Source organism: Duganella phyllosphaerae, assembly GCF_001758785.1.
Taxonomy (GTDB): Bacteria; Pseudomonadota; Gammaproteobacteria; order Burkholderiales; family Burkholderiaceae_D; genus Rugamonas; species Rugamonas phyllosphaerae.
In genome coordinates, this window is the sequence record NZ_LROM01000131.1 from 43,398 (window position 1) to 57,740 (window position 14,343).

Annotated in this window: 11 protein-coding genes; 3 read left to right on the forward strand and 8 right to left on the reverse strand. The window is 63.1% G+C overall.

Translation table 11 applies throughout. The features are described 5' to 3' along the window. Window positions 1-10: 10 nt before the first annotated feature. Together DUPY_RS22555 and DUPY_RS22560 are read right to left on the reverse strand one after the other, a co-directional pair. Window positions 11-1,831, reverse strand: a complete 1,821-nt coding sequence (locus DUPY_RS22555) for a M4 family metallopeptidase (protein WP_070251296.1) — start codon at window positions 1,829-1,831, stop codon at window positions 11-13. A gap of 229 nt (window positions 1,832-2,060) precedes the next feature. After that, a complete protein-coding gene (locus DUPY_RS22560) occupies window positions 2,061-4,616 on the reverse strand; it encodes a M4 family metallopeptidase (protein WP_070251298.1) in 2,556 nt (851 codons plus the stop codon). Between the two features lie 303 nt (window positions 4,617-4,919). Between DUPY_RS22560 and DUPY_RS22565 the strand changes: the two genes are divergently transcribed. Continuing rightward, window positions 4,920-5,576: a hypothetical protein gene (locus DUPY_RS22565; RefSeq protein WP_070251300.1), complete on the forward strand. Its 657-nt coding sequence runs from the start codon at window positions 4,920-4,922 to the stop codon at window positions 5,574-5,576. A 10-nt stretch (window positions 5,577-5,586) separates the two neighbouring features. Here DUPY_RS22565 and argH read toward each other — a convergent pair whose 3' ends face one another. Then, a complete protein-coding gene (argH, locus tag DUPY_RS22570; RefSeq protein WP_070251302.1) occupies window positions 5,587-6,984 on the reverse strand; it encodes an argininosuccinate lyase in 1,398 nt (465 codons plus the stop codon). Between the two features lie 119 nt (window positions 6,985-7,103). Beyond that, window positions 7,104-7,670: a hypothetical protein gene (locus DUPY_RS28070; protein WP_141749645.1), complete on the reverse strand. Its 567-nt coding sequence runs from the start codon at window positions 7,668-7,670 to the stop codon at window positions 7,104-7,106. 95 nt (window positions 7,671-7,765) lie between these two features. Here DUPY_RS28070 and DUPY_RS22580 point away from each other — a divergent pair, with 95 nt between their 5' ends. Continuing rightward, window positions 7,766-8,200: a GNAT family N-acetyltransferase gene (locus tag DUPY_RS22580; protein ID WP_070251306.1), complete on the forward strand. Its 435-nt coding sequence runs from the start codon at window positions 7,766-7,768 to the stop codon at window positions 8,198-8,200. A gap of 44 nt (window positions 8,201-8,244) precedes the next feature. Here the strand turns inward: DUPY_RS22580 and DUPY_RS22585 are convergent, their stop codons facing one another. Genes DUPY_RS22585 through DUPY_RS22595 form a run of 4 tightly spaced genes read right to left on the reverse strand, consistent with a single transcriptional unit; the run spans window position 8,245 to window position 11,293 of the window. Next, the gene (locus DUPY_RS22585; RefSeq protein WP_070251308.1) at window positions 8,245-8,454 is read right to left on the reverse strand and encodes a hypothetical protein; all 210 of its coding nucleotides are present in this window, start codon (window positions 8,452-8,454) and stop codon (window positions 8,245-8,247) included. Further along, a complete protein-coding gene (locus DUPY_RS29285) occupies window positions 8,447-8,680 on the reverse strand; it encodes a colicin E3/pyocin S6 family cytotoxin (RefSeq protein WP_071651682.1) in 234 nt (77 codons plus the stop codon). The genes DUPY_RS22585 and DUPY_RS29285 overlap by 8 nt, the downstream gene beginning before the upstream one ends. Before the next feature lie 43 nt (window positions 8,681-8,723). After that, window positions 8,724-10,118: a YfcC family protein gene (locus tag DUPY_RS22590; RefSeq protein WP_070251311.1), complete on the reverse strand. Its 1,395-nt coding sequence runs from the start codon at window positions 10,116-10,118 to the stop codon at window positions 8,724-8,726. A 50-nt stretch (window positions 10,119-10,168) separates the two neighbouring features. Continuing rightward, entirely contained in the window at window positions 10,169-11,293 is a 1,125-nt protein-coding gene (locus tag DUPY_RS22595; RefSeq protein ID WP_070251313.1) for a succinylglutamate desuccinylase/aspartoacylase family protein, read from the reverse strand. Window positions 11,294-11,493: 200 nt separating this feature from the next. On the opposite strand from DUPY_RS22595, the gene DUPY_RS22600 reads away from it, so the two are divergent. Then, the gene (locus tag DUPY_RS22600; RefSeq protein ID WP_070251315.1) at window positions 11,494-14,289 is read left to right on the forward strand and encodes a TonB-dependent receptor; all 2,796 of its coding nucleotides are present in this window, start codon (window positions 11,494-11,496) and stop codon (window positions 14,287-14,289) included. The last annotated feature ends 54 nt before the right edge of the window (window positions 14,290-14,343 follow it).

The window sequence follows — 14,343 nt, forward strand, 5'->3', positions numbered from 1 at the left end:
TCGTCCGGCATCACCTGGCCTCGTCGATGTCCGCGCCGACGTTGATGGCGGCGTAGGCGCGCTGCACGGCCAAGGCTTCCTTCGAGCCGGCGCCGTACAGCTCCTGCGCCGCCTCCAGGACCCTCGCGCGCGCCACCGCGTAGTTGGTCGATGACGTGAACTTGGTGCTCAAGGCCCGGAACCAGATGCGGTAGGCCTTGTCGCTGCCGATCCCGGTCATCGCCTGCGGCGACTTCACCAGGTATTTGCTGTGGGCGTCGCTGGCCGGATCGGCGTTCGAGCCCTGCGCCAGGAAGTAGAACATGCGGTTATTCGGCCCGCTCGAATAATGCACGTCGAGTTGCCTGAGCGACGTGCTCCACGCGTCCACGCTCTTGCCATCGAGGCTGGGCTTGATCATGTAGCGCAGCGGCTTCTTGTCGCGGCTGATCTCCTGGCCCACCATCCAGTCGTTGCCCTTGTCGGGAATCGCCGCGCCGGTGCCGCCCGCGCGCGCGTACGCTTCCACCATCTCGCCGCCGATGTCCGAGTGCGACTCATTGAGGCCGCCCGATTCGCCCGAATACACCAGGTCCGCCGTGGCGGCGGTGACGCCGTGCGACATCTCGTGGCCGATCACGTCGATCGATCCCAGGTTGTAGAAATACGTGCCGCCGTCGCCGATGAACATGCACTTGCAGCGGTCGTCGTAAAAAGCGTTGTCGTACTCGCGGTCGATGTGGACGGCGATGTGGGTGGCGGTGTTGTTGCCATCGAGGGACTGCCAACCGAGCACGTTGCGGTTGGTGTCGTAGGTGTTCATCAACCCCCAGAAGGCGTTGACGGCGGCGGTCTGGCCGTTGGCGTCGCTGGTGCTGCCGCCGGTGTACTGCTGGCCGTCGCCCCAGGTGTTGCTGGTGTGGGCATAGACGTCGCCGGGATCGGGGTTGACCATCGAGCTGTGATCGGCATTGGTAATCGCCATGCCGCCAAAGCGCCCGCCCTTGCCGCGCGTGGTATCGAGCATGCGGAACCGCTTGTCGTTCTGCGACGTGGACAGCGCCACCACGCCGTTGTATTGGCTGTTTCCTGTACCCGTTTCCGTGGCCGTTTGCAGCGCCTGCCACTGGGCGATGATCTCGCCGGTCCTGGCGTCGACGATGGTGTCGTGGTACACCGGCTGCTGGTCCTTGACCATGCGCGTCTTGACGTAATACGCCAGCGCGTAGCGCTGCACCACTTCGTGCACATCGAGCGCATTGAGTTCGGCCTCGGGCTTGGTGGCTGCTGCCGCCGTGCGCGCGGTGGCGACGACCGGGTAGAGCAGCAGTTCGGCCACCGGTTGCCAGCGGTGTTCGATCTTGGGCATCCCTTCGCGCACCGAGCGGATCGCCACGGTAATGGCCTGCTGCGGCGAGAGCTTCGGTTTCAGGTCGGCCGGTGCAGGAGCAGCAGCCGTGCCCTCGGCGCCGCCGGCAGCCGGGCTTTGCGCGCCGGGCCGGCGGTCGGTCACCGAAGCGCTGACGATGGCGCCGGCGGGGTCGGTCACCACCACCGCTTCCGATCCGAACACGCGCAAGCCCTGGTAAGTGTGCTGCACGCGCGAGATTTTCTGGCCTTCGGCCCCGGGGTGGTGGGCGGCCAGGCGGAAGCTGTACTGGGGCGCGGTCAGCGTGCGGGTTGTGGCGCCGGCCTGGTCGAGGGTGGCCAGGCGCGCCAGCAGACTGGCGCTTTCCTGCGCCGAAGGCGGCGCCACCGGCCCGCCCATCATGGTGGGCGACAGCGGCTGGGCCGATGCCGATGCCGCAGTGGCCAGCGTGGAGAGCAGCAATAGAGACGTGTGCAGATTCATCGTATCCTCCTGAACCCTGATGACGATTCCGGCGTGCATCGGATGATGGCGCCGAGTCCGCCTGAGCGGACAGGCCACGCTAGAACGACGGGGAGGAGGGGGTACTGTGGCAGATCAAGTTGCCGTAACCGGGAACCCCGGTCACTACCCGTTTCGATAAGTCACCTCTACCGAATGGGGTCGGACCCCGTACGGGGTCCGACCCCGCACGGGTTTGCGGGTTGAGGGCTTACTGCGCAACCAAACTGACCTTATCGATCACGAACGACGTCTGCTGCCACGAATCCTCGGTCGCCACGAACGATAACGTCACCGTTTGCCCCTTGTACGCGGACAGATCGAAGGTGCGCGCCTGGTAGCCGTCGGCGGCGTTGGCGTTCGAGTACGTGGCCAGCGTGCCCAGCACCGCGCCCGACCTGCTCTTGACTGCTACCACCAGCCGGTCGTAAGTGGCCCGGCCGATTTCATCGGTATCGATGTGCAGCGCAAAGCTCAGCTTGGCGCTGGCAGCCGACGACGGAATGGTCACGCTCTGGGTGAGCGTATCGGTGGTCCGTTTGCCGTTGCCGCCCAGCCAGGCAAAGCGCTGGCCTTCGAACGGCGCCTGGCCGCTGAAGCTGCCGATGGCGGTGGTGCTGCCGGCCCAGCCCGTGGTACCCGCTTCGAAGCCGCCGTTGGTGATCCGTTCGCCGCCGCTGCCTGCGGTGACCACCGTCAGCGTGGCTTCGCCCGAGGTGGCGGTCTTGGCCGGTGACGACGCGTCGCGTACCTGCGCCGTGAACACGGCGCCGTTATCGGCCTGCGTGGCCGTGAGCGAATAAGTGGGGCCGGTGGCGCCCGCGATCAGCGTGCCGTTGCGGTACCAGGTGTAGGTGTACGGCGGCGTGCCGCCGCTGGCCGCCACGCTGAACGAGGCGGTGGCGCCCACGGTGACCGCCACGCTGGCCGGCTGGGTGGCGATGCTGACGCCGCCGCTGCTGCCGGCCTCGTCTATGTCGGCGCCCACGTTGATCGCGGCATAGGCGCGCTGCACGGCGATCGCTTCCTTCGAGCTGGCGCCGTACAGTTCCTGCGCCACCTGCAACACCTTGGCGCGGGCGTCGGCATAGTTGGTGCTTGACGTGAACTTGGTGGTGAGCGCCTTGAACCAGATCCGGTACGCCTTGTCGTTGCCGATGCCGGTCATCGCGGCCGGGCTCCTGGTCAGATACTGGCTGTTGTAGTCACCGGACTCGGCTTTGGAGCCTTGCGACAGGAAGTAGAACATCCGGTTGTTGGGGCCGCTGGAATAGTGAACGTCGATGTTCTTCAGGTTGGTGCTCCAGGCGTCCGGGCTGCGGCCGTCCTTGCTGGGCTTGTACAAGTAGCGCAGCGGCTGGCCATCGCGGGCGATTTCCTTGCCGGTCATCCAGTCGTTGCCGCTGGCCGGTATCACGGTGCCGGTGCCGCCGGCGCGCGCGTACGCTTCCACCATGTCGCCGCCGATGTCCGAGTGCGATTCGTTGAGGCCGCCAGATTCGCCGGCGTAGACCAGGTTGGACGTGGCGTCGGTAATGCCGTGCGACATTTCATGGCCGATCACGTCGATCGAACCGAGGTTGTAGAAATACTGGCCGCCGTCGCCGATGAACATGCACTTGCAGCCCGAGTCGTAGAAGGCGTTGTCGTAGGCATTGTCCACGTGGACCGCGATATAGCTCGCGGTGTTGTTGCCGTCGAGCGACTGCCAGCCGAGCACGTTCTTGTTGGTGTCATAGGTGTTCATCAGGCCCCACAACGCGTTGACGGCGGCAGTCTGGCCGTTGGCGTTGGTGGTGCTGCCGCCGGGAATGTACTGCTTGCCGTCGCCCCAGGTGTTGGTGCTGTTGGTGTACACGTTGCCGGGGCTGGGGTTTTGCTGCGAGCTATGGTTGGCGTTGGTAATGGCCATGCCGCCGAACTTGCCGCCGGTGCCGCGCGTGGTGTCGAGCATCTGGAAATTGCTGCCGTTCTGGCTGGTGCTGATCGGCACGGCGCCGTTGTACTGGCTGTTGCCGGTGCCCACCACGGTTTGCAGTGCCTGCCACTGGGCCAGCACGTCGCCGGTCCTGGCGTCGATGATGGTGTCGTGGTAGACCGGCTTGCGGTCGACGATCATGCGCGTTTGCACATAATAAGCCAGGGCGTAGCGCTGCACCACGTCCTGCAGGTCGAGCGCGTTGAGCGCGTCTTCGGATTTGTCGGCGGCCTCGGGCGTGCGCACGGTGGCCATCACCGGGTAGATCAGCAGCTCGGCGGTCGGTGGCCAGCGGTGCTCGCCGGTGGGGGCGACTTTTTTGGCCACGCGGGCAATTGCGGCGTCAGCGTTGAAGGCGGGCTTGATGTTATCGAGTGGCGTGGCTTGCGGGCCTGCCAGGGCCACCGTACGGTCGGGGTTGCTGTCCTGCGCCACGTTGGCGTCCAGGCCGGCGCGCTTGTCGGCCACCGACAGGCTGACGATGTTGCCGCCGCCATCGGTCACCACCACCTCTTCGGAGCCGAACACCCGCAGGTCCTTGTAGGTGTGGTGCACGCGCGTGATCTTCTGGCCGTCCACGCCGGGATGCTGGTTGGCGAGGCGGAAGCTGTTGTCGCTGCCGAGGCCGCGTTGAGTGTCGCGTTGTGCCAGCGTGGCCAGCAGCGATTGGTCCTGTAGCGTGGCGGTTACAGCTGGAGTCGCAACCGGAGCTGCAGCCGAGGCGGGCGTCGTGACCATCAGCGGCATGGCGGCGATGGAGGCGGCTAGCAGGGTCTTACGTAAGTTCATTTCTTCTCCCAATGGTGACACGGCGACGTGATGCCGACCGGAATGGCGACACTATTCCGCTTGCCATCGGCAAGTCAAAAAACCTCGAAAATGGGTCGGGCAAGAAAGAAATGGCTCAGATGAGTCATCGCATAGCGCCTTTACCTAAAGGCGAACTCTGCAATTTAGGGTGGGCCGCGATGCAACACTCTGAACAATATTTCCGTGAAAATCGCACGATTGTTACCGGTACGAATTACACTGTTTGAAGCCGGACGAGACGATAGCAGTCCGCCGGCCATCTACAGAGCGTGGGGATAGTTAATGTTGTCGATTGCGACTAAAGTTGAACGTATCGTGCGGGAGTCGGCCTTTCTGACGGAAGGGCTGAAGCGGGGACTGATCAACCTGTCGGAGCTGGCGCGGCAGTTGCAGCCGCAGCTCGAAAGTGATTTATGGAAGCCGGTCGGGCAAGCGGCCGTGGTGACGGCCTTGCGCCGCCTGGCCGAGCGGCTGCCGGAACCACCGGAAGGGAACATCGTGCTGGTGCAAAAGACCGGCGAGCTCACCACGCGCACCGAACTGACCGAGTACACGTTCCGCCACAGCGACACCATCCACGAGTGCCACCGCAAGCTGCTGGCCGCAACCGGGCCGCTGCGCGGCGCGTTCCTGACAGTCACGCGCGGGGTCAACGAGGTGATGGTGATTTGCAGCCGCACCTTGGCGCCGCTGGTGGAAGCGGCGTTCGAGGGTGAGCAATTGCTGGCACGGCTGGACGACCTGAACGCGCTGACCTTGCACCTGGCGCCGGCGGCAAGCCGCGAACCGGGCACCTATCAAGCCATCCTCAGGCAGCTGGCCTGGGACCGCGTCAACCTGGTCAACATGATCTGCACCAATACCGAGCTGACGGTGCTGATCGAGCAAGACCAGACCGGGCCGGCGTTTTCCACGCTGGCCCGGTTCAAGATGCACTGACCGACGCTGCTTAACCTTCCAGCTGCGAGCGCACGCGGGCAATCGCCTTGCGCACCTGGTTCGGTGCGGTGCCGCCGACGTGGTCGCGGGCGGCAACCGAGCCTTCCAGCGTCAGTACGGCAAACACGTCGTCGCCGATCAGCGGCGAATAGGCGCGCAACTGCTCGAGCGACATTTCCGACAGGTCGATCTTCAAATCGTCGCAGGCGCGCACGGCGTGCGCCACGGCTTCGTGGGCATCGCGGAACGGCAGGCCCTTTTTGACCAGGTAGTCGGCCAGGTCGGTGGCGGTGGCGTAGCCTTGCAGCGCGGCGGCGCGCATATTGTCGGGCTTGACGGTGATGCCGCCGGCCATGTCGGCAAAGATGCGCAGCGTATCGACCAGCGTATCGACGGTGTCGAACAGCGGTTCCTTGTCTTCCTGGTTGTCCTTGTTGTAGGCCAGCGGCTGGCCTTTCATCAGGGTGAGCAGGCCGGTCAGGTGGCCGTACACGCGGCCGGTCTTGCCACGCGCCAGTTCCGGCACGTCCGGATTTTTCTTTTGCGGCATGATCGACGAGCCGGTGCAGAAGCGGTCGGCGATGTCGATGAAGCCAACCCGTGGGCTCATCCAGATGATCAGCTCTTCCGACATGCGCGACACGTGCATCATGATCAGCGCAGCCGCTGCGGTGAACTCGATGGCGAAGTCGCGGTCGGAGACGGCGTCGAGCGAGTTGTGGCAGACGTCGTCGAAGCCCAGCGTGGCGGCCACGCGCAGGCGGTCGATCGGGAACGTGGTGCCGGCCAGGGCGGCGGCGCCCAGCGGCAGACGATTGACGCGCTTGCGGCAATCCTGCATGCGCTCGACATCGCGGCCGAACATTTCCACGTACGCCAGCATGTGGTGGCCGAACGTGATCGGCTGCGCCACCTGCATGTGGGTAAAGCCCGGCATGATGGTGTCGGCATTTTTCTCGGCCAGGTCGGTCAGCGCGCCGCGCAGGGCGCCCAGCAGACCGACCACGTCGTCGATGGCCGAGCGTACGTACAGGCGGATGTCGGTGGCCACCTGGTCGTTGCGCGAACGGCCCGTGTGCAGGCGCTTGCCGGCGTCGCCCACCAGTTCGGTCAGGCGTTTTTCGATATTCAGGTGCACGTCTTCGAGGTCCAGCAGCCATTCGAACTTGCCCGCTTCGATCTCGGCCAGGATCTGCGCCATGCCGCGCTCGATCTCGGCGCGGTCGGCCGCGCTGATGATGCCCTGGGCGGCCAGCATCTCGGCGTGGGCCAGCGAGCCCTGGATATCGGCCTTGGCCAGGCGGTTGTCGAAGAAGACCGAAGCGGTGTAGCGCTTGACCAGGTCGGAAACAGGTTCGTTGAAGCGGGCCGACCAGGCTTCGCTTTTTTTGGAGAATTGATCAGTCATGATGGTTTTCTGAAGAGGTGCACTGAGGAGCCGTGTATCGGGGCGGTAAAAAGTCAGCGGTGATTATAAACCGCTTACTGCACAAAAATATGTCAACATTGCCGACTTTGCCATGCTAATCATGGCTTGGTGGCCATATTTTGGCTCACTGCTTCCCACGTCGCGTGCCATTCCGAAACCTCGATGCACCGCCAGCGGATCAGCGTTCGAATGCTTTGCTGACGTTGCGGCAGGGGCTCGGCAAGGATAGGTTCATGATGGGCGATGCGGTTACGGAACTTGCGCAATGAATCGAGATCGAGATAGATGGCCTGTCGGTTGAGGGCCGCGCTGTAGGCCGCAGGCAGGTTGGGAAACGCATGTCTGATATTGGCATCCCATACGCGCACTTGGTAGCGGCTGGTAAAAGCGTGGCACCAAAAGGCAAATTTAAGTTTTGCAATCACCTTGCCGGTTGCGCCTTTGACCATCCTGGCACGTGCGCGGCGCAATTCATCCTGCGGCTTGAAGTGCGATCCACGCGGATTTGGAAGGCTGTGTTCAAAGGTAGGATTCCACGGCCATTCTGCGCCGTAGGTCGCCGTCAGTGCTGCATCAACGCCGTTTCTTACCGCGACCTCGCAGACATGGAGCGATGCAAAGAATGCCGCCGAAGTCAGCGCGTGCCAGCTATATTTGCATATCAAGCACTTGGTACCTATGGTTGGTTGGACTCGGCTAGCAGAGAAGGGTTCCAATTGCCTAAAACCATGTCAATATCGCTGTTTTCGCTAGGCTCGCCATGACTACTTTGAAAATATGCACCGACCGGACTGCGCTGGATCTTGACTTGGTGTACCGTTTTTTGAGTGAACAGTCCAGCTGGGCTAGGGGGCTGCCACGTCCCGTATTCGATCGGGCGGTGGCCAACTCCTTGTGCTTCGGCGCTTATACCAACGGCGGCCAGATCGGTTTTGCGCGGGTGGTGACCGACGGCGCAACTTTCGCTAATCTGGTCGATGTATTCGTGCTGCCGGCGTATCGCGGCCATGGTTATAGCAAGCGCCTGATGGAAGCCGTGCTGGCGCATCCCGACTTGCAGGGACTGCGCCGCTTCACGCTGGCCACGGGCGACGCCCATGGCTTGTACGCACGATTCGGCTTTACCGCGCCATTGCGGCCGGCGTCGTTGATGGAGCGATACTTCCCGGAGATTTATGTCTATCCGTCGAGTTGATCGGCGCCAGGCCCAGCAGTCGTCTGCCACCGCTTCCAGCGGTATCAGGCGATGCTTGGTTTATGGTCGCGTGCATTCAGAATCTCGGGCAGACTTGCAACGTTCTCAACCCAAGATGAGTATTCTTCCCTGGTCATGCCAAGAAATATGTAAAGCGGCACAGAGCCGGGATTATCATGCCACGCGTCGATAAAGTCATCGATGTCCTCAGGCTGCGCGTCACCCGTACGGCACATGTCAATAAAGTTAGACATCTATTCTCCTCCCAGGCACTGGATCTTTGATAAATTTCCCGTTGATCGCATCAATGCTGCCCAAGTGGCGACCTCGTTTATTGAAGACTTCTATGTCGCCGTGCGTGTAGTCCCAAGTATAGAGTTTTGTTCCATCCTTGGAACGCCAACGTCTTTGACCGTCGCGAGCGCCAAGACTGATGCACTCGTCAAGGTACGATGGCTTGGGGATCGGTTTCGGGGACATGCAACTTTAGACTAGCATATCCCCGAAGAAGTTCCATCCTACGTCACTGCCAATGCATCAACACCGGCGGCACCAGCAGCGCCAGCGCCATCACCGCGTAGATCAGCTGCAGCGGAATCATCCACTTGGCCCAGGTAATCCACGGCACCCGCGCCAGTGCCAGCACGCCCACGGTGATGCCCGAAGTCGGGATCATCGGCGTGGTCAGTTCGCCAAACTGGAAGGCCAGGATGGCGGTCTGGCGGGTGACGCCCACCAGGTCGGCCAGCGGCGCCATGATCGGCATGGTCAGCGCGGCCTGGCCGGTGCCGGAGTGGATGAAGAAATTGATCACGGTCTGGATGCCGAACATTTTCCACGCCGTGAAGATCGGCGACGACGACTGCACCAGTGGCGTCAAAGCGTGCAGCATGGTGTCGATGATCTGGGCGTCGCGCGCCAGGATCATGGTGCCGCGCGCCAGCGCGATCACCAGCGCCGTGCCCACCAGGTCGCGCGCGCCCTGGATGAAGCCGTCGACGATCTGGCCCGAATCGAGCCGGCCGACCAGGCCGATCACCACGCCCATGGTCAGGAACAGGGCGGCGATTTCGTCGATGTACCAGCCGTAATGCACCACGCCCACCACCATGATCGCCAGCGAACCGGCAAACATCCACAGCACCAGCTTGTGGCGCGCGGTCATGCCGGTAAACTCGCCCAGGCCTTCCGGCTGCTCCTTGCGTTTTTCCAGGTCGAGCGCATAGGTGGGACTCAACTGCGGATTTTTTTTGACGCGCGCTGCGTACCACATCAAGAATGCCACGGTAATCGCGGTGGCGATGGTCCAGGCGATCAGGCGGTAGCCCCAGCCGGAAAACACCGGCACGCCGGCGATGCCCTGGGCGATGCCGACGTTGAACGGATTTAAGAATGCCGCCGAAAAACCGACCTGCGAACCGAGGAACGGGATCGACACGCCGGTAATCGTGTCATAGCCCAGTGCCAGCGCCAGCGGCACGAAAATCAATATGAACGGTATCGCTTCCTCGTTCATGCCGAAGGTGGCGCCGCCGATCGAAAACAGCGTGACAAACACGGGGATCAACGCCTTCTGGATGAAGCGCGAATTCTTGTGCGCGGCGGCCAGCGCCTTGATCATCGAATCGACCGCCTCGGTCTTGTGCAGCACCGCAAACGCGCCGCCGACGATCAGGACAAACGCGATGATCTGCGCCGCTTCCACGAAACCCTTGATCGGCGCCTTGAGCAGGGCCACCACGCCCTGCGGCGCGCTCGGCACGTAATGGAAGCTGTCGGCCACGATCAGCTGCTTGCCGTTGACCAGGTGGGTATCGTACTTGCCGCCGGGGACCAGCCAGGTGGCGGTGGCGATCAGGGCCAGGATGATGAACAGCAGGACAAAGGTATGCGGTAGCTTGAATTTTTTGATGGCCATTTTTTATTGTCGCTATGAAGTGAGGCGTATCGGCTTATTGGCTTATTGGTTTATTGACTGAGCAGGTCGCCGGCGCGGAAGGCGGTGGCGCCGGCCACTTTGCCCACGTTCATGCCACGCAGCACGTGGCGGTGGGCGCTGCGGGCGAAGAACACGCCGGCCACGCTGGCGCGGATTACCGTGGTGTGGCCGCTGACCGGGTCGATCAGGTCGGCGATGGCGTCGCCCGGCTGCAGCTTGTCGCCCATGTTGCGGGTGTAGACCAGTACGCCGTGGTGCGGCGCGTACAGCGGTTCCACGCCTTCCAGTGGCGTGGCGGCGCACAGCGGCGCCGGCAGGTCGGCGGCCGGATCATCGTCCGTCAGCACGCCGTTGAGGGCCAGGTAGCGCAGCAGCGCGTTGGCGTCGCGCTCGGCCAGGTCGTAGCTCACCTCGGCTTCGCCGCGCAGCTCCACCGTGACCGCCACGCAGGCCGGCGGAATCGGGTAGGCGCCCTTGAAGTGATTGTCGAGATCCCACCACAGGCGGCTGCACGCTTCGTCGAACGGTTCGCCGCCCGCTTCCAGCGCCAGCAGCAGCGCGTGTGCGCCGAGCAGGGCGGACAGCGGCGCCACCGCGTCGGCCAGCGGCGTGCCGGCGTACAGGTGCATCACGGCCTCGTTGTCGCAGTGCAGGTCGAGCACGATGTCGGCGTCCACCGCCAGGGTCATCAGCACTTTTTTGAGGGTTTCGGCGTCGGTCTTCGGCTGCCAGGTGGCGATCGAGGCGCGCGCGTGTTCGCGGACCAGGCGCACGTTCTGCTGGGCGTCCTGGCCCATCTGGCCGTCGAGCGACACCTTGAGGTCGTCGAAGACATGCTTGTAATTGCGGTTGAAGTTGATGCCGGTGGTCAGATCGAAGCGGCCGAAGGCGGCGCCCTGGATCGCCTGCGCCAGCCCGATCGGGTTGGCGGCCGGCACCAGGATGATCTCGCCGGTGATGCGGCCCGCCTGTTCCAGCGCGGTCAATTGCTTGCGCAGGCATTGCGCCACCAGCATGCCGGGCACCTCGTCGGCATGCAGCGAGGCCTGGATATAGACTTTTTTGCCGGCGCCGGGCGTGCCGAAGTGAAAACTGGTCAGCTCGTAGGTATTGGCGCTGTGCAGGCCGGAAAGGGGATGTTTTTGTGCTTGCATGGTGGCGGGCGACTGGTAAAAAAGTGGGCTGAAGGTGGGCAGAAATGGTGCAAAACGCTTGAGTATGTAGCACTATTTTCACAAAGTAAATCATAGTGCATGTATCGGACCGCGCTTCCTTGAGTTTTTGGCTGCTTATGCGTACAGTCGATTTTAACGATGTATTTGTTTATAACATTACCACCTAAGAAGAGAATACTATGGCTGACCTGCACGGCATGCGAATTTCGACGATGGCTCACGCGGTGCGCCGCACGCTGGGCCTGGGGATGGTCGGGCTGATGGGGCTGGCCGGTCAGCAGGCGCTGGCGCAGCAGGCGCCGGTCACCGCAGCCGCCACTGCCGATAGCGAAACCCAGGTCGCCAAGCCGGTGCAGCGCGTGGAAATCACCGGCTCGGCCATCAAGCGCATCGAATCGGAACCCGCGCTGCCGGTGCAGGTGATCACCCGCGCCGAGATCGAAAAAGTGGGGGTGACCACCGCGTCCGAGATCCTGGCCCGGCTGTCATCCAACGTGGGCGGCCTCACCGACGGCGCCAGCATCAACGTCGGCGGCGACCAGCGCGGCTTCAACAGCGCCAACCTGCGCGGCATCGGCACCTCGTCCACGCTGGTGCTGCTCAACGGCCGCCGCATGGCCAACTTCGCCTCGCCCGGCGACGATACCGGCGTCGATCTCAACAATATCCCCGCCTCGGCCATCCAGCGCGTGGAAGTCCTGCTCGACGGCGCCTCGGCCCTGTACGGCACCGACGCCATTGGCGGCGTGATCAACTTCATCACCCGCAAGGACTTCAAGGGTATCGAGCTGAGCACCTACGGCAACAAGACGCAGGAAGGCGGCGCCGGCAAGCGTACCGCCACCATCACCGCCGGTTTCGGCGACCTCGACACGAATGGTTTCAACATCTTCACCGTGGCCGATATCCAGGCCACCAGCGCGCTGTTCACGTCGCAGCGCAAGTTCGTCGGCGACCTGCGCGTACCCGAGCGCCTGCCGCACTTGCTGTCGGGCTTTACGTCGCCCGCCAATATCCGCCTGACCGGCGCCCAGCGCGACTACCTGAACTCGCAAGGCTTTTCCATCAACGGCCAGCCGATCACCAGGACCACGATCAACCCGTCGGTGCCCAACTGCGCGCCGCCAGCCAACCTGTATTTGCCGAGCGGCACCGGTGGCTCCGAGGCCTGCACCTACGATTACATGGGCGACACCGAGTTGTTCCCGAAATCGAACAAGCTCAATTCGCTCACGCGCGGCGTGTTCCAGATTACCCCTAGCACGCAGCTGTACGCCGAAGTGGCGCTGAGCCGTTCGCGCACGTCGTATGTCGGTTCGTCGGCACGGGTGCGCGCCTACGTGGACTACAGCGTGATCCCGGCGCTGGCCGGCTACAACATGCTATCGCCCGAAGCGAGCGCCGACGACGACGTGCTCGGCGAAGTGGAATTGCGCGTGCGCCTGAACGAAGCCGGCCGCCGCACCAGCGAACTTACCAGCGAAAGCCAGCGCTACGTGGTCGGCCTGACCGGCAGCGCCAACGGCTGGGACTACGACATGGGCTTCAACCACAGCGTCAACACCATCAAGGACCGCGATACCCACGGCTACGTGTTGTACAACGAAGTGCGCCAGGGCATCATCGACGGCCTGATCAACCCGTTCGGCCCGTCCAGCCCGGCCGGCGTGGCCCTGCTCGACAGCATCCAGGTCAACGACGAAGTGCGCCGCGCCAAGGGCACCATGGATTCGATCGACTTCAAGGTGTCGCACTCGGTGGGCACCCTGGCCGGGGGCGATGCCGGCCTGGCCATCGGCGGCGAATGGCGCCGCGAGCGCAACACGTTTACGCCATCCGCGCTCCTGATGAGCGACAACATCAATGACGACTTCGCGCCGGAAGGCGGCGGGGCGACCGCCAACAGCCGCAAGGTGAAAGCCATCTTCGGCGAGCTGCTGCTGCCGTTCAGCAAGCAATGGGAAGCGCAAGTGTCGGCCCGTTACGACCACTACCAGGTGGTGGGCGGCGCGGCCAGCCCCAAGGTAGGCCTCACGTACACGCCGACCAAGACCATGCTGTTCCGTGCCTCGGCCGGCCGCGGCTTCCGCGCACCGTCGATGAACGAGCTGTACCGTCCTACTGTCTACAGCGCTACCGCCACCTTGCCCGATCCGGTCTATTGCGCCACGGTCAACAACGACTACGCCGAGTGCGCGTTCAACTGGGACACGCGCCGCTATTCCAACGCCAACCTGAAGCCGGAGAAGAGCAAGCAGGCCTCGATCGGCATGGTGATCCAGCCATCGCGCAATGCCTCGATGACGCTCGACTACTGGCGCATCAAGCGTACCGACCTGATCAGCGAAATCGGTGACGACATCATCCTCAACAATCCGGCCAAGTACGGCAACCTGGTGATCCGCGACGAAGACAACGAGATCGACTACATCGAACTGCGCAAGGAGAACCGTGGCGCCCAGATCGCCTCGGGCCTGGACCTGGTGCTCGACTACAGTGGCGTGAAGACCTTTGCCGGCCGTTTCGGCGGCCGCCTGTCCGGCACCTATGTGCTCGATTCCAAGATCCAGAACGCCAAGGGCGACCCGTTCGTGAGCAACCTGGGCCGCTTCGTCACCGACGGCGTGGTGCAGCGCTGGCGCCATACGATTTCGATGGACTGGGACAATGGTCCCTTGTCGGCCACCCTGTCGAACACGTTCTCGAGTGGTTACCACGACCAGAATTCGGCCATCAATCTCGACGATGGCTCGGTGGTGGCGCCGAACAAGGTCACCTCGTACTCGTTGTGGGACCTGACCGGCGCGTGGCAAATCAACAAGAACTTCAAGCTGCGCGCCGGTATGCAGAACATGTTCAATCGCACGCCACCGTTCTCCAACCAGGCGTATTACTTCCTGTCCGGCTACGATCCCACCTATACCGATCCGCGCGGCCGCCGTTTCTTTGCTTCCGCTAACTACGCTTTCAAGTGAGCACGATTAAATTCATGGTTTCTACTTCCGCTCAACAATGTAATATAGCCTTAG